The sequence below is a fragment of the Hoeflea sp. CAU 1731 genome, assembly GCF_039888615.1.
Classification (GTDB): domain Bacteria; phylum Pseudomonadota; class Alphaproteobacteria; order Rhizobiales; family Rhizobiaceae; genus Flavimaribacter.
The window spans coordinates 256,818-272,842 of sequence record NZ_JBDQQS010000004.1 but is presented as its reverse complement, the minus strand read 5'-3'; the positions used below and the strand labels follow the sequence as shown (position 1 = coordinate 272,842).

18 protein-coding genes are annotated in these 16,025 nt (G+C 60.7%); 13 read left to right on the top strand and 5 right to left on the bottom strand.

What is annotated here, in order from left to right; translation table 11 throughout:
• Positions 1–204: 204 nt before the first annotated feature.
• The 13 genes from AAFN47_RS09330 (at position 205) to AAFN47_RS09270 (ending at position 10,757) form a co-directional block, all read left to right on the top strand.
• Positions 205–1,365, top strand: a complete 1,161-nt coding sequence (locus AAFN47_RS09330; protein ID WP_499808942.1) for an acyl-CoA dehydrogenase family protein — start codon at positions 205–207, stop codon at positions 1,363–1,365.
• 18 nt (positions 1,366–1,383) lie between these two features.
• On the top strand, positions 1,384–1,872 hold the full coding sequence (locus AAFN47_RS09325) for an OsmC-related (seleno)protein (RefSeq protein WP_499808941.1): 489 nt from the start codon (positions 1,384–1,386) through the stop codon (positions 1,870–1,872).
• Between the two features lie 24 nt (positions 1,873–1,896).
• Entirely contained in the window at positions 1,897–2,490 is a 594-nt protein-coding gene (locus tag AAFN47_RS09320; RefSeq protein WP_499808940.1) for a carboxymuconolactone decarboxylase family protein, read from the top strand.
• 204 nt (positions 2,491–2,694) lie between these two features.
• Positions 2,695–3,771, top strand: coding sequence for a C4-dicarboxylate TRAP transporter substrate-binding protein (locus AAFN47_RS09315; protein WP_499808939.1), 1,077 nt, complete (start codon positions 2,695–2,697; stop codon positions 3,769–3,771).
• Between the two features lie 3 nt (positions 3,772–3,774).
• On the top strand, positions 3,775–4,347 hold the full coding sequence (locus AAFN47_RS09310; protein WP_499808938.1) for a TRAP transporter small permease subunit: 573 nt from the start codon (positions 3,775–3,777) through the stop codon (positions 4,345–4,347).
• Entirely contained in the window at positions 4,344–5,660 is a 1,317-nt protein-coding gene (locus tag AAFN47_RS09305) for a TRAP transporter large permease (RefSeq protein ID WP_499808937.1), read from the top strand. The genes AAFN47_RS09310 and AAFN47_RS09305 overlap by 4 nt, the downstream gene beginning before the upstream one ends.
• Before the next feature lie 8 nt (positions 5,661–5,668).
• Positions 5,669–6,568: an NAD(P)-dependent oxidoreductase gene (locus AAFN47_RS09300; RefSeq protein ID WP_499808936.1), complete on the top strand. Its 900-nt coding sequence runs from the start codon at positions 5,669–5,671 to the stop codon at positions 6,566–6,568.
• Entirely contained in the window at positions 6,561–6,932 is a 372-nt protein-coding gene (locus AAFN47_RS09295) for a nuclear transport factor 2 family protein (RefSeq protein WP_499808935.1), read from the top strand. The genes AAFN47_RS09300 and AAFN47_RS09295 overlap by 8 nt, the downstream gene beginning before the upstream one ends.
• A 2-nt stretch (positions 6,933–6,934) precedes the next feature.
• Positions 6,935–7,093, top strand: coding sequence for a hypothetical protein (locus AAFN47_RS09290; RefSeq protein ID WP_499808934.1), 159 nt, complete (start codon positions 6,935–6,937; stop codon positions 7,091–7,093).
• 19 nt (positions 7,094–7,112) lie between these two features.
• The gene (locus AAFN47_RS09285; RefSeq protein WP_499808933.1) at positions 7,113–7,865 is read left to right on the top strand and encodes an SDR family NAD(P)-dependent oxidoreductase; all 753 of its coding nucleotides are present in this window, start codon (positions 7,113–7,115) and stop codon (positions 7,863–7,865) included.
• A gap of 15 nt (positions 7,866–7,880) precedes the next feature.
• Positions 7,881–9,083, top strand: coding sequence for an acyl-CoA dehydrogenase family protein (locus AAFN47_RS09280; RefSeq protein ID WP_499808932.1), 1,203 nt, complete (start codon positions 7,881–7,883; stop codon positions 9,081–9,083).
• Positions 9,080–10,090 (top strand): phosphotransferase family protein, encoded by a 1,011-nt coding sequence (locus tag AAFN47_RS09275; RefSeq protein WP_499808931.1) that lies wholly within the window; start codon positions 9,080–9,082, stop codon positions 10,088–10,090. Before AAFN47_RS09280 ends, AAFN47_RS09275 begins: the two co-directional genes overlap by 4 nt.
• 73 nt (positions 10,091–10,163) lie before the next feature.
• Positions 10,164–10,757 carry a tetratricopeptide repeat protein gene (locus AAFN47_RS09270; RefSeq protein WP_499808930.1) on the top strand — a complete coding sequence of 198 codons (594 nt, stop codon included), beginning with the start codon at positions 10,164–10,166 and terminating at the stop codon, positions 10,755–10,757.
• Positions 10,758–10,841: 84 nt separating this feature from the next.
• Here AAFN47_RS09270 and AAFN47_RS09265 read toward each other — a convergent pair whose 3' ends face one another.
• From AAFN47_RS09265 to AAFN47_RS09245, 5 genes are all read right to left on the bottom strand, one after another.
• Positions 10,842–11,543, bottom strand: coding sequence for a hypothetical protein (locus tag AAFN47_RS09265; protein WP_499808929.1), 702 nt, complete (start codon positions 11,541–11,543; stop codon positions 10,842–10,844).
• Positions 11,540–12,382: an ABC transporter permease gene (locus AAFN47_RS09260; RefSeq protein ID WP_499808928.1), complete on the bottom strand. Its 843-nt coding sequence runs from the start codon at positions 12,380–12,382 to the stop codon at positions 11,540–11,542. The genes AAFN47_RS09265 and AAFN47_RS09260 overlap by 4 nt, the downstream gene beginning before the upstream one ends.
• Positions 12,379–13,596, bottom strand: coding sequence for an ABC transporter permease subunit (locus AAFN47_RS09255; protein ID WP_499808927.1), 1,218 nt, complete (start codon positions 13,594–13,596; stop codon positions 12,379–12,381). The genes AAFN47_RS09260 and AAFN47_RS09255 overlap by 4 nt, the downstream gene beginning before the upstream one ends.
• A gap of 3 nt (positions 13,597–13,599) precedes the next feature.
• A complete protein-coding gene (locus AAFN47_RS09250; protein WP_499808926.1) occupies positions 13,600–14,712 on the bottom strand; it encodes an ABC transporter ATP-binding protein in 1,113 nt (370 codons plus the stop codon).
• Positions 14,713–14,780: 68 nt separating this feature from the next.
• Positions 14,781–15,908, bottom strand: a complete 1,128-nt coding sequence (locus AAFN47_RS09245; protein WP_499808925.1) for an extracellular solute-binding protein — start codon at positions 15,906–15,908, stop codon at positions 14,781–14,783.
• Positions 15,909–16,025: the final 117 nt, after the last annotated feature.

Genomic DNA, 16,025 nt, shown 5'->3' with positions numbered 1-16,025 from the left:
ACAACGAGATGAAGTTAGCTGTTGTCAGCCGAAAATTCAAACTGAATATTGATTCAAAATTTTAATTGACTACCCGGCATTTTGAGGACAGGGTTATGGCCATTCCGGAGACCCGGGGAGGAAGGACGCCAAAACAGCATTCGGCGTTCAGATCGGGCGTAAACCGGATGATGGAGCCTGCGCATGCGGGCTTTGGTGAGGAGCATGACCATAGAACTGCCATCGCATATCGACCCGCTTCGCGACACCTTGCGCCGTTTTTCCGAAAGGCACATGCCACGCCGGGAAGCGGCGCGCTGGGACAAGGAAAACACCTTTCCGCGCAACGTCTTCGAGGAACTTGCGGCGCTCGGGGTCATGGGCAGCACCATTCCGGAAGAATTCGGCGGGACAGGCCGCGACATTCTCGCGACCCTCGTCACGATCGAGGAACTGTCGCGCCGCAGCCTCGCCATCTCGGTTCCATACATCATGTGCGCCTGTTACGCCGGCATGAACATTCTCGAATGCGGGTCCGAACGCCAGAAAGCCGAACTTTTACCACGGATAGCCGCCGGCAAGCTGATTTTTGCCTATGGCTGGACGGAAGCGGATACGGGAGCCGACCTCGCCAGCGTCAAGACCACGGGCAGGATCGAAGGCGACGAACTGGTTATCAACGGCTCCAAGCGCTTTTGTTCCGGCTCCGAGATCTGCGATTACATCTACGCGCTGATCCGCACCGGCGAGCAGGGTGAGCGCTACAAGAACCTGTCGATCGTCCTGATCCCGCCGGACAGTCCGGGCGTCGAGATTCAGCCCATCGAATCCATGGGCATGAAGGGCGCGCGCACCACCGACGTCAGTTTTACCGATGTCAGGGTTCCGATGAAAAATATCGTGGGCGAGGAGGACGGCTTCAATCGCGGCTGGGGCATGATCACGTCTTCCGGCCTCGACGTCGAAAAGCTGGAAGTGGCCGCAATCGCGCTGGGCATTGCGGAAGCCGCCTGTGACGACGCCTGGGAATACAGCGAGACGCGCAAGCAGTTCGGCGCAACAATCAGCACCTTCCAGTCGATCCGGCACCAGCTCGCTGAGATGAAGACACAACTCCACGTCGCACGGCTCGCCACCTATCACGCCGCGATACTTTCAGACCGCGAAGTCCCGCGCCGGGTCGAGACGTCCATGACGAAACTCTTCGTGACCGAGGCGGCCAAGAAGGTGGTGCTCGACGCACAGAGCATCTTCGGCGCCTACGGCTATGTCCGCGATTTCGACATCGAGCGAAACGTGCGCGACGTGCTTCTGATGCCCATCATCGGCGGGTCGTCCGCCGTTCAGCGAAACAACATCGCAAACTGGCTTGGCCTCGCGCGCTAGCCGACTGGAGGTACCTGCGTGTCACAGAACAATTCCTTCGACGTGATTATCCGATGCAACGGCGTTGCGACCGGCAAGATGCGGAACGAGACGAAAATCGACATCGTCGAGCCGTTCAACGAAAGCCACGAACTCGCATCGGACGAAGGCCCGTTCCACGGCGGCGATGCGACAGCTCCGCCCCCGCTGACCTATTTCGTCGGCGGCTTTGTCACCTGCCTGATGACGCAGATTCGCGCCTTCGCCAAACGGTTCAGGATCAAGCTCGACGATCTCACCGTCGACGCCGAATTCTCATGGAAAGGCCTTATCGAACCCGGCAAGCCATACAAAGCCGCTCCTGTCGGGATAACAATGGACATAGCCATCGAGAGCGAGACGCCAATCGAACAACTCGTGGACCTCATCAACGCCGCCAAGGAAGGTTGCTTCGTCGAGGCCATAATCTCGGACCGGATACCCGTCATTCACAGACTGAAGACGCCGACCGGCTGGATCGACTGCTGAACCCCGGAACAAGGAGCCATTCGCATGCCACGAATCGACGCCATTGCAGAAGGCAGCATCGACGCCGACGCGCGTGAACTCATCGAAAACGCGGAAGCGCGCGGCGCCCCGGATCCGCGCATCATGAGCATCTTCGTGCGCAATGAGACCACCGGGCGTCGCTGGGCGCGGTACTGGAACGATCTCCTCTACGAAGGCGTGCTGCCCCATCGCCTGAAGGAACTCTGTCGTATTCACATGTCCGTGGCGCATCGCTGCGGTTACTGCTCGACCGTCCGGTCCAAGCAAGCGATAGAGGAAGGACTGACGGAGCAACTGCTCTGGGATACCTACGAATACGAAACGTCGCCTGACCTGACCGAAAAGGAAAAGGCCGCCCTGTGGTACGCCGACCAGTTCAAGAAGGGAGAGGACGCGATCGACAGCGACGACGTCTTCACAAGGCTCCGCAAGCATTTCACGGATGAGGAAATCATCGAACTCGGACTGTTCTGCGCAGAGGTGGACGGCGTCGGAAAGTTCGCCCGGTCGCTTCAGGTCATAAGCTGGAATGAGGCTTGCGAGATAAATCCGAATCTCGAAACCCGCGCCGACAACGGCCAGAACGCCAAAGCCTGATGGCCGCGCGACGGAACTATCGATTGCGCAAAACAATATCACAGGAGGCGCACAACATCGAAAACTGACTAGAATATTGGTTCAATATTCGCTATTGTTCGACACATTGGCGGGTCCGGTAGAGGAAATGTTGCATCCTGCGACATGCCGGAACGCCCCCGGAACGATCGGTTGTCGATCGGATCTAACTCAAGGGAGGTAAGCGTGAAACTCATATCAGGAAACCTTGCAAGAATTGCGTCAGTCTCTGCCGTGCTTCTCGCCAGCAGCTGCGCCTATGCACAGGAATCGATCAACATAACTGTCGTGTCGGGCTACCCGCCCACTGCATCCTGGGTCAAAGTCTTCGAAGAATTTTACATTCCGGCCGTGGACAAGAAACTGGCCGAAAAGAACGAGTACAAGATCAACTGGAACAAGGGGTTCTCCGGAACCATCGTGAAGCCGCGCGGCGAGCTTGAAGCGGTCAGCAGCGGCATTGCGGACATGGGCATCGTCGTACCGCCCTTCCACGTCGACAAACTGCCGCTGTTCAACGTGTCTTTCGTAACGCCGTTCGCGACCACGGACCTGCATCTGGTGACAGAGACCGTATCCAGGCTGGCGGAAGATATTCCGGAAATGAAGGCCGAATTCGACAAGATCAATCAGGTTTATCTCGGAAGTTCGGGATCGGTTGACAACTATCAGGTCATTTGCAAGTCCGCGATCGAGAAACCGGCCGATTTCGAAGGCGTAAAGGTCGTCGGAGCAGGCACGAACCTGCGCTATTTCCAGGGCGTGGGCGCCGTAGGCATCAGTTCCAACCTCGCCGACTACTACAACCAGCTCCAGACCGGCGTCGCCGAATGCGCCTCCGTTTGGGCCGAGGCGGCCGCCGGCTTCAAGATGTACGAGGTCGCGCCGTATTACATCAAGGCCGACCAGGGCGCCGTCACATCCTTTGCCGTGTCCGCGAACAAGCAGTTCTGGGAAGGCCTGCCGGATCCGGTTAAGGACGTGCTGCGGGAAACGGCCGCCGAGTATGGACAGAGCCTTGCCGACTATGTCGTGGACGCCAGCGCCGCGGCCGTCGAGACCTACAAGGCAAACGGTGGTACGGTGATCGAGTACACTCAGGAACAGCGCGAGGAGTGGGCGGCTGGTCTTCCCAACATCGCGCAGGAATGGGCGGAACAGACCGAAGCGCAGGGCCAGCCCGGCAACGCGGTCCTGAAGGCTTACATGGACGCGCTGCGGGCTGCGAACCAGCCGATCGCACGGAATTGGGACACCGAGTAAGGAATGTCGCCGGACGTTGAAAATGAAAATGAAGAACCGCGCCTAGGGCGCGGTTCTCTGGCAGGGCGGGTTCTCGCCCTGACCACAGCCGCTTTCAACGCGATCGGGTCTATCGGAATATTCCTGCTGATGTGCCTTATCTGTTTCGACGTCATGGGACGCTACTTCTTCAGCACGCCGATCATGGGCGTGACGGAAATTGCGGAGATATCCATTGTCGCGATCGTCTTCGTCCAGCTTGCAGACACACTGGCCCACGACCGCATCGCCCGCGCCGATTCGATCGTCAACGTCATCCGCGCTTCCCATCCGAGGGTCGGCTCCGGCTTCGACGCGGCGGCGGCGCTCTGCGGCCTTGCGCTCATGACGCTCATCGTCTACGGCACCGTTCCCAACATGATCAACGACTACACCAACAACTACTATGTCGGCACGGTCGGCCTCTTCACCTTCCAGTCGTGGCCCATCAAGGCCTCGATCGCCGTGGGCGCGACATTGGCCGGCGTCCAGCTTCTGGCCATGACGCTGAATTCCCTGACCCTTGTGGTCAAAGATCGCAGGCAGCCCCTGTCATGACGCCCATTGAAATCGGCATCGTCTCCGTCAGCGTCATGCTGGCTCTCATCTATTGCGGCATTCACGTGCCGTTCGTTCTGGCGCTGACATCCTTTGTCGGGGTCTGGATGATCCGCGACAACTTCCAGGTCGCGGTCTACATGCTGTCGCAGGCTGCGACGCAGAGCATTTCCGACTACGTCTTTGCTGTCATACCGCTCTTCGTGCTGATGGGCATGCTGGTGAGCGCGGCCGATCTTGGGCGCGACAGCTATTATGTCGCCAACCGTCTTCTGCGAAAACTTCCCGGCGGACTGGGGATCGCCACCGTTGCGGCAAATACGGTCTTCGCCTCCATCACCGGCGTGACCATCGCATCGGCCGCCGTGTTCTCGCGCATCGCCGTGCCGGAAATGCTGCGCTTCGGATATCACCGGAGATTCGCCGTCGGAACCGTCGCGGGCAGCTCCGTGCTCGGCATGCTGATCCCGCCGAGCATCCTTCTCATCATCTACGCGATCATCGCGGAACAATCCGTCGGCGCCATGTTCCTGGCCGGCATAGGACCGGGCCTGTTGCTTGCCGTCATGTTCGCGCTCGGCATCGCGCTTGTCGCCATCTTCTTCCCCAAGGCAATGGGTGGAAACGTCAGAGAGATGATCGAGGACGACAGCAGCCTGACGCTACGCGAGTTCATCGAGAAGATGGGGCCGACGCTGGTTCTGGTCATTGCAGTTCTCGGCGGCATCTACGGCGGCGTCTTCACGCCGACCGAAGCCGGCGGCGTCGGCGCGGCGCTCGCCCTGGTCGCCGCGCTGATCAAGCGGAAACTGACATGGCGCTCACTGTGGAGCATCCTGATCGAGACGGGCTATATCAGCTCCTCGATTCTCTTCATCGTCATTTCGGCGACGATGTATTCGCGAATGCTCGGCATCTCCGGACTGCCGACGCAGATCAGCACCCTGGTGTCGGATCTCGACGCAAGCTACCTCGTCATCCTCGCGATCTTCGTCGGCATCGCGCTGATCCTCGGCACGATCATCGACTCCGTGTCAATCCTGCTGATCACGGTTCCGCTGTTCATCCCGCTGCTGCAACCCTATGACATCAATCTGGTGTGGTTCGGCATCATCGCCATAATGGCGACGGAGATCGGACTGCTGACACCGCCCTTCGGCATGTCCTGCTACGTCGTACGAAGTACGCTGACCGACTACAAGGTGTCCCTGGAAGACGTGTTCCTGGGCGCCGCGCCCTTCGCCCTGATCATGCTTCTGGTCACGATCATGCTGATCGCCTACCCGCAGATCGTCCTGTTCTTCGTATATTGAGTGTTGAGATGACCGGCAGACAAAAGAAATGGAAGAGCTGTGGCTGGATCGGCGTAGGCGCAATGGGCAATCCCCTGAGCCAACGCCTGCTGACGGCCGGCTATGAGCTTCACGGCTGCGATCCGAACCCGGTCGCAGTCAGCCGCATTGTCGACGCGGGCGGCCATGCAGCCGACACGCCAGCGGATCTGGCCGCAAAGGCGGAGATCATCTTTTCGATGGTGCCGAACGACGCGGTGCTGACGGAGATCGTTTCGGGCGGCAACGGGATCGCCGGATCGATCGGCCCGGGCCAGGTCTATGTCGACCTCAGCACCGTCTCGCCGGACGCGTCCGCCGCGATCGCAGAGGCCATAGCAAAAACCGGCGCGTCCTATGTGCGCTGCCCGGTTTCCGGCAGCACCGGAAACGCGGAAAACGGAACGCTGACCCTGCTGATGTCGGGACCGGATGACGCCGTCAAGGATGTCGAGGACGTGCTTGCGCGTTTCGGTGAGAACCGGCTCTATTTCGGACCGGGCGAAGAGGCCCGGATCGTCAAGCTGATGATCAACATGATGGTGGGCGTCATGCCGGCGCTGATCGGCGAGGCGCTGGAATTCGGCGTAAGGCAAGGGCTTCCGCGAGACGTCGCGGTGGACGCGATCAACAACTCCGTGGCGGCCACGACGCTCAGCCGATACAAGAGCGACATGCTGAAGAGCGGAGACTGGACGCCGATGGCCAACACCAATCTCGTGTCGAAGGACATGGACCTCACCATGGCGATCGGCAAGGATCAGCACATCCCCCTGCCCTTCACCGCCATGGTTAGACAATATTACGCGATGCTTCAGGCAGGCGGAAACGGAGGCGACGATTTCTTCCGTGTTTCCACCTGGCCGAACTGGGGAGGCAAGGATGACTGACCGGACGCAAGCGGCGAGACAGGCTGAAGAGCAACGGTGGGCGCTGATGCTCGCCGGCGACAGAGACGGCCTTGGCAACCTCTTCAGCGAGGCCCTTGTCTACGCCCATTCGGATTCGTCGATTGACAGCAAGTCCAGCTATCTGAAGGCGCTCGAAGACGGATCACTGATCTATGACACACTCGACTGTCAGGTTTCCGATACGGCTTCCGAAGGTGAGACGACCGTGTTCTTCGGCGTCATGAAGGCCGATGTGCGGCGCAATGGCAAGGCGTTGAAACTAAACAGCTCCTATGTGACCGTCTGGATCTCGACGCCCCGGGGCCAAAAACTGATCGCCCACAAGTCGACGCCCCTGAAGTGACCATGCGGCGGATTCTCGTCTATGGCGACAGCCTGTCGAGGGGCATCATTCCCGGAACCCGCGAGAGATTTGCCTTTTCCAGGCGATGGCCTGGCGTTCTTGAAAACGCGCTCGACGCGAGCGGCCGGGCAATCCGGGTGATCGAAAACTGTGGGACATGATGGATGGGGAGGTCAGGGAGTGAAGCTCAACCTCGAAGGCAAAAAGGCTCTTGTCACCGGCGCCTCGGGCGGCCTCGGCGAGCATTTCGCAAAGACGCTGGCGGCAGCCGGCGCCGCCGTGGTTTTGACCGCTCGTCGCAAGGATGCGCTCGAAAAAATTGTCGAGACGATTGCCGCCGCAGGCGGCGACGCTGAGGCGATACGAATGGATGTGGCCGACCCGGCCAGCGTGGCGAAGGCGTTCGAGAGCTACGCTGAACCTTTCGACATTGTCGTCAACAACGCCGGCGTGTCGCATTCCGGCGCGGCAATCGACCAGCCGGAAGATGAGTTCCAGCGTGTCATCGACACCAATCTGACAGGCGCATTTCGCGTATCGCAGCATGCGGCGCGCGCCATGAAGGCCGCCAACCAGCCGGGTGCGATCGTCAACATCGCCTCGATTGTCGGCCTGCGCGTCGCCGGTCACGTATCCGCCTACGCCGCATCGAAGGCCGCCCTCATACAGCTCACAAAGGCGACCGCGCTTGAATGGGCCCGTTACCACATCCGCGTCAATGCGCTGTGCCCGGGCTATATCGAGACGCCGCTGAACTCGAATTTCTTCGCCTCGGAAGCCGGACAGGCGCTGGTGAAAAGGATTCCGCAACGCAGACTCGGGCGCATGGAGGATCTCGATGGACCGCTTCTGCTCTTGTGTTCCGAAGCCGGCGCCTACATAACCGGCGCCACACTGGCCATCGATGGCGGCCATCTCGTTTCTTCACTTTAAGCCAGGACCGATCTCATGGACTTTTCGATATCGCCGGAACTTGATCAACTGCGCCAGCGCATCAGGGCGTTCGTGGCGGAACGGGTCCTTCCCCTCGAGGACGACCCGTCTTCCTATGACGACCACGAAAACATCAAACTCGATCTTCTGAACAGCCTGCGCAAGGAGGCGAAAGCCGAGGGCCTGTGGTGCCTGCAGCTTCCGCCCGAAGACGGCGGACTGGGCGTGGGCGTCCAGGGGATGGCCGTGTGCTACGAGGAAATGAACCGGTCGATCTTCGGACCTGTCATATTCAACAGCGCAGCGCCCGATGACGGTAACATGATTGTACTGTCGAAGCTTGGCACGCCTGCACAAAAGGAACGTTGGCTGAAGCCGATCGTTGACGGCGACGTTCGCTCGGCCTTCGTCATGACGGAACCGCATCCCGGCGGCGGATCAGACCCGTCGATGATCAAAACCACCGCCGAGCTGAACGGCGACACCTACTTCGTCAAGGGCCACAAATGGTTCATCACCGGAGGCGCTGAAGCCGCGCACTTCATCCTGATCGCGCGGACCTCGGACGATCCGCGCCGCGGCTTGAGCGCGCTGATGTTTCACAAGGACCAGCCCGGATGGCGGATCGTCCGTCGCATCCCGATCATGGGCCCCGAAGAACATGGCGGACATTGTGAACTGGAATTCGACGGCCTTGAAATCCACAAGGACAACCTCCTGTTCGAGGAAGGCAGGGGCATGCGCGTCACCCAGACGCGGCTTGGTCCGGCGCGCCTGACCCATTGCATGCGCTGGCTGGGGCTCGCCAAGCGTTGCGTGGAAATCGCGCGGGACTACGCCAGCTATCGCGAAGGGTTCGGCGTGCGTCTTGCGGACCGCGAAAGCATCCAGCTCATGCTCGGCGATCTCGCCATGCGGATCGAAACCGGCCGTCTTCTGGTGATGAAGGCGGCCTGGGCGCTCGACCGGGGCGAGAAGGCGCAGGCCGAAGTATCGATGGCCAAGATCCTCGTCGCCAATGTGCTGCACGATGCGGCCGACCGGGCGATACAGATCAACGGCGCACGCGGCTATTCCAAGGACACGAGGCTCGAATGGATCTATCGCTACGCCCGCCAGGCGCGACTGGTCGACGGAGCCGACGAGGTCCACAAGATGGTTCTCAACCGTCATCTCAACGACAAGGGCGATGATTTCTGGTCGTGGCCGGTGCAATGACGCGATCGATCGTTGTCGACGAAGCGGCGCTCGCCGACTATCTCGCGCGGGAACTTGTCCTGACGGGTGGGATGACGGTGACGCCGATTTCGGGCGGCCAGTCCAACCCGACCTTTTTCCTGACATGCGGCGACCGCAGCCTCGTCCTGCGCAAACAACCGGAAGGCCCGTTGCAGAAGGGCGCGCACGCGGTCGACAGGGAATTCCGGGTGCTTTCGGCGCTCGCGGAAACGAATGTTCCCGTACCGCGGCCGCTCGCCTATTGCGACGACACCTCGGTTCTCGGCACACCCTTCTATGTGATGGAGCGAATTGACGGCAGGGTTTTTCATGACGCCTCGCTGCCGGATCTCTCTCCCGCCGAACGGCGCGGCGTCTATCTGTCCATGGCCGAGGCGATGGCCAAACTGCATGCGGTGCGGCCCGGGAGTATTGGCCTGTCGGACTACGGTCGACCCGGTAACTATTTCCAGCGACAGGTAACCCGCTGGGGCCGGCAGTGGCGGGAATCGACCCTGACCGGCATCCCGGAAATCGATCGGCTGGAGCGTTGGCTGCTCGACAACATGCCGGACGACGACGGCGCCGTGTCGATCGCTCATGGCGATTTTCGCCTCGGTAATCTCATATTCGCCAAGGATTCCACCAGAGTGGCCGGCATCCTCGATTGGGAACTCTCCACGCTTGGTCATCCGCTCGCAGATCTGGGATTCTGCTGCATGGCGTGGCGCACAACGCCGGCCGAATATGGCGGCGTGCGCGATCTGGATCTGGCCACGCTTGGCATTCCCACCCGGGCGGAATTCGTCGATGAATACTATCGACACGCCACTCCCACTGCTCCACTCGAACCCTTCCATGAAGCGTTCGCGCTGTTCCGTTTCGCGGTGATTTTTGTCGGCATCGCCGAACGCTCGAAGCAGGGCAACGCCGTGGGCGACCGGGCGGCGGAGCTTGAGCATCTCGCCCCGGCCTTCGCCAGGCGCGGACTGGAAATAACAGGCTGACGGTTTCTGACTGGATTCTGCGTCAAGTTCACGTTTGAATGCGCCCGCCAACGAATTTCGGAGACGCTGACGCTTGAAACAGGATGTGAACAAACTCGGACGACAAATGCAGGAGGCGCTGGCCCGACAGGACTGGCCAAAGGCGCTGAATGCCTGTGAAGGCCTGCTTGCCGCGATGCCGGACCATGCGGCGCTTCACTACAATCGCGCCCTTGTTCTCAGACGCCTGGACAGGGACCAGGAAGCAGCCCATGGCTTCCGACAGACACTCGAGCGCGACCCAGGCCACGGCAACGCCCGGTTCGAACTTGCATCCGTGCTGCTGGAGACGGGCGACGCGGCGCAGGCCGCAGCCCTTCTGGAAGCTTACCTGCAAAACCAGCCGAACGATACGGATGCGATGCTCAATCTCGGCAATGCGCAGCTGGCGCTGGGCAAATCGGACGAGGCCCTGGGTCTATTGACAGCGGCCCACGCCGCCGCCCCTTCCGACCTGTCGTTACGCAGCCTTGCCATCGCACGCCGGGACAAAGGCGATATCGAGGGTTGCCGCGCGCTGCTTCGCGAGAGACAGGAGACACAGACCAACGCCGCAGATAATTTGAAGATCCTGACGCACGGGCCTAAGGGGCGGATTTCGCTTTCGGCAATTCCGGTCTCCTCCTGATTTGATTACTCTTTCCACGCCGCGGAAGCGGCGCCAGCCGCCCTTGGGGTCGCGACCGGCTTTGGAGCACGACAGAGACCCCTATTAATTCCGCCGGGCCCGAAAATCCTTGCGATAAACGCCCGCCCGCTCTCCCAGCGCATCCTGCACTGTCTCATGTTCGGCCAGTTCTTCCGCGTCCATCTCGGCGAATTCAAGGTCAAGGTTTTCGCGCTTGATCGGCCAGCCCTGCGCCACGGGCGTGCCGGCCGGCAGCGTTCCGTCAAACTCCGAATCTATCCACACCGCCGGGAAATGGACGTGGCCCGATTTCCAGCGGTCGCAGTCGACGACGCCGGAGAATGTGTGAAACGGCAGGTCCGTGCGGTTGGCGGGATGTGTGAACAGTATCGACCAGCCTTCCGGCAGTTCCACGGTCCAGAAATTGTTGAACTTGACAACGAACTGGCCGGACGGAGCGCCGGGAAGACCAGTCGCCTGTTCCGGCGCGTGCACGCCGATCGGCGAGCGGGTCATCCGGTTCGCCGACTGCGGCGGGCTCCAGTCCCAGGAAAATTCGCCGTTCTCGACCGTAACATCCGCGGCGAGCGGAAACAGGATTCCGCTCTGCATGGCGTCGACGAAGGGCGGGCACTGCTTGACCGTGCGAACCTCCGCCTCAAGCAGAACGCTGCTGGCCGCCGTCGCCGGCATCGCCTTCAGCCAGTCCGGCAAGGCGCCGGAAGCAAGCGACGGTTTCGGCAAAATGGCTTCGTAACCGGACAGGCAGGCAAAGCGGATCTTCATGCCCGCTTTCTTGTCACGAGCGTATGGGTGATCGCAACAACAATGGTGATGGCGACAAAGATGACGCCGATCGCGTTGATCATCGGCGAGAGGCCGAAGCGCATGCGGCTGCCGATTTCCGTGACCAGCGTCCAGGAGCCGCCGATCGCAAAAAAGGTGGTGTTGTAGTTTTCGATCGACTGCAGGAACGCAATGACGCAGGCTGTCAGGATCGTCGGCATGAGAAACGGCAAGGTGATGCGCCGGAAAACCATGACCGGCGAGGCCCCGAGGTCGAGCGCCGCCTCCTCAAGCACCCGGTCCTGGCGCTGCAGCCTGGCCATGAACATGAGCATGCAGTAGGAGGCGATGAAGGAGGATTGGGCCGCCATGGCCGTGAACAGTCCCGCCTGAACTCCGAAGAAATCGCGCCAGAAGATCATCGTCGTAACGCCCAGGATGATGCCGGGTACAAGCACAGGCGAGACCAGCACCGTATAGAGCAGCGACGATCCGCGCGAGCGCATGCGGGTGAGAATGAAAGCGCCGGAGAGGCCGAAAGGAATGGATATGACGATGACGCCGGCGGCGATCATCAGCGAGTGCCACAGCCCCTGGATCATCCGCTGGTCATTCGGCAATTCGCTGAACCAGCGCAGCGTGAAACCCTTCCAGTCTGTCACCGACGGCGTCGGCGATGCGTTGAATGCGGCCGCGATCATGAAGAGCAGCGGCAGGAACATGACGGCGAAGAAAACGACCACATAACCGCCGAGAATGGCGTTCGCCCAGTCCCGTTCGGCGCGCGGCTGTGCGCCCGTTTCCACGCCCATCGGATCTGTCCGGGTGGCAACGCTCATTTTGCAATATCCCTGACGCCGACCTTGAAGATCGCCATGGTGGCGAAGATAAAAACGATGCAGGCGATCAGCAGCGCCAGCGAATAGGCCGAGCCCTGGTTCCAGGAATCCGCCTCGAAGAAGCGGCGGTAGATGAGCTGGGAGAACCAGTCGGGATGCAGGCCGCGTCCGACGATTTCAGGCACCGCGATCGAGCCTGCGGAGAGCATGAAGGTCATGATCGACCCGACGGCGATGCCGGGCTTTGCGTGCGGAATAACGACGCGGGTGTGGATCTTCCAGGCCGACGCGCCCAGATCGCGCGCCGCCTCGATCTGGTTTTTGTCCAGCGTGTCGATGGTGTTGTAGATCGGAAACACCATGAACAGCACATAGGCGTAGACCATCACCGTAAAGACTGCGCCGTTCGATGCGACGAAACGAATGCCCTCTCCGGCGCCGATATCGATAATGCTGATGAAATTGAGGAACGAATTCAGGATGCCGTTCTTTTCCAGGATCATGATCCAGGAAAAGATGCGCAGAAGCTCGTTGATTGCATAGGGGATCACGAGGCCGAGCATCATCAGCGCCAGCCGGTTGCGATTGGTCGTGGTGGCGATCACAAAGGCCACCGGATAACAGATCAGGAAAGACAGGATCGTCACGCAAAACGCGTAGATGAGCGTCATCACGAAGATCTGGAAGTGGATGCCGCTCATGGTGGTGAAGTTTTTCAGCGAATAGGTCGCCTTCATGCCGGCCTCGCCGGAGGAAAGGTCTTCCTGGGCTTCGAGTTCCTCAATTTTTGCGGTCAGCTCCGCGATTTCTGCTTCCAGCGCCTCGACGTCGATTTCCCGGTTCGCGGCGCCGCCAGCGGTAGGCTGCGGGAGCCCTCCGGCCGATGGGTTCGTGGCCGCAGGCGCGCCAATGGACGGCGTCGCCGACGGCGCAGATACGGACGGCGCTCCAACGGATGGCGCGGACGCGCCGGGTTCCGCGTCGGCGGCATTCTGCGCTCTCTGGACCTGCTGCTCAAGCTGGAAGCGTTTTGTATAGGCCCGATCAATCTCGATCGCGAGCATTGCCGTTTCGCCGCCGCGATCCTGATACGTGAAAGCTCGGTCGATCATCGTGATTTGCGGCACCACGATCATCAGAATGATCCACAGTGCGACCAATCCGGCAAAGACCGCCGTCAACCCCTTGCCGTATGAGCGGACCAGCGCCTCCACGGTTCAGGCCCGGTCCCTGGCGATGGAGCCCGGCCGCATGATGATCGTATCGCGATGCCGGAAAGCGAGCTTCATTTCGTCCGAGAAGGGAGCATCATCCCCTGTGTTGTGCATGTTGACGTGGATATCGTTTTCACCGGCGGTGAGATAAAGGTTGATCAGCGCGCCCTCGAGGTCGCGCCGCTGCAGGCGCGCCGAAAGCATGTTCAGCTGCGCCATTTTCTCCGGGTCGCCGGCTTCGCCGTTGAGCAGACCGATCCGCTCCGGCCGCACCATGACCAGCGCTTCGTCGCCAACCGCAAGATCATTGCGGTTGACGCCGTAGAGCGTCCCCTGCCCGGTCTCGACCGCGACTTCGTTGCCGACGGCCGAGGTCACCTTGCCGGTAAACACATTCTGCTCGCCGACAAACGTGGCGGTGAACGCGGTCTGCGGCCGATTGTAGATGTCGTCGGCCGAGGCCACCTGCTCGATGCGTCCCTCGTTCATGACCGCCACCCTGTCGGACATGGCGAGCGCCTCGCCCTGATCGTGGGTAATGTAGATGAAGGTAACGCTCGTCTTGCGCTGGATCTCCTTCAGTTCCGCGCGCATGTGCTGGCGCAGCTTCAGGTCGAGCGCCGAGAGGGGCTCGTCAAGCAGCAGAACCGCCGGCTCCACCGCAAGGGCCCGGGCGACCGCCACGCGCTGGCGCTGGCCGCCGGAGAGTTCCGTCGGCATCTTGTCGGCCTGACCGTAAAGGGCGACAAGTTCCAGGAGCTCCTCGGCCCGCTTGCGGCGCTTGGCCTTGGGAACGCCGCGCGCTTCCAGGCCGAAGGCGACATTTTCCCAGACCGGCATTAGCGGGAACAGGGCAAGATTCTGGAAAATGAGCGCGGTCGGTCGATTGTTCGGACCGATCCCGTTCATCTTCACGCCGCCGATCGAAATCGCGCCGGCCGTGGGATCGAGAAATCCCGAAATCATTCTGAGGATGGTCGTCTTGCCGCACCCGGACGGACCGAGGATCGAGAAGAACTCGCCCGCATTGATCGTCAGATCGGTTTCATGGACGGCTGTGAACCCGTTCGGGTAGGTCATTTTTATGCCGTCGAGAAACACGTCCTGTCCGCGCATCATCATCCTCCAGGTTCACGAAGCAAGGCCGCTATCGACGCGGCCTTGCCTGGATATCACTTGCCAAATCAGGCGTTGGTGATCTTGTCGACATATTCCTGGCGCAGCGGAGCGAACCAGGGCGTATCGGCCTGCCACCACCAGAGATTGGCAAGATTGTCAGGGTTGTAGACCTCTGTGAACTGCTTCTTGTACTCCTCGCCCGCATGTTCCGCGGCGCCGGCTACAGCAGAGTTGTAACCGGTGTTCTTGGAAAGAAGCCCGCCCATTTCCGGCGTGAACATCGCATTGATGAAGGCGTAGCCCTGCTCGACATTGGCGGCGCCGGACGGCATGCCGATCGAGTCCATCCAGGTGATACCGCCTTCCGTGGGCATGCGATATTTCCACTTCGCGTCTTCCCGGTTCAAAAGAAGGCCGGTCGTGTCCCAGGTCTGGCCGATCGCGGCGCCCGCCTGCTTGAAGGCGTTGGTGGCTTCGGTCGCGTTGTTCCAGAAAGCTGCGATGTTTTCCTTGTGCGCGATGATGTAGTCGGCGCAGGCGGACCAGACGCGGCGCGCATCGTCTTCCGTCTTGTAGACGTCTAGCATGCGGTCGGACTTCAGTTCGCCGGTGGCGTCGAGATAGAGACCGACGCCCATGATCGCCGATTTCTGGCGGAATGTGGCCTTGCCGACTGCATCCGGCATCCACATGGAGCCGTAGGAGACATCGGCGTCGCTCAGATCGAAGGTCGCGGAATCGAAGGTGATGGCTTCCGTGCCCCAGTCGAACGGCATCAGGTAGCGCTTGCCGCGATAGGTGCCGCCAAGCACGACGGAATCGCGAACCATCGACGGGATGAGGTTGCCGGCGTTGACGAGCTTTTCCTCGTCGAGCGGCTGCAGAAGACCGTCCGGATAGTAGTTATTGCCGTTGGTGACGGACGGGAAGATGACGTCGAAGCCCTTGCCGCCCGCGGCCTTCAGTTTCTGCTCGGCTTCGTCGTTGGAGCCGAAGGTCGACAGGTTGATCTTGATGCCCGTATCCTTTTCGAACAGTTCGATCATGTTCGGCTGGATGTAGTCGCCCCAGGCAAAGACGTTGACCTGGCCGGACGACGCGAGCGCATCATGCGATTTGAGGATGGCGGGCGCGGCGGCGAAGGCCCCGGCTGCGGTGGCGCCTTGCATAAGCCGGCGACGTGAAATGATCATGACAGATCCCCCAGTTGTTTGACAGACACGTTCAGTGCGGACGTGCTGTAGCGCTCATAGGCGCATGGGTTGTCACTTTGATTGCGGATTTACGACAGATCTGTGACCGTCCACAAA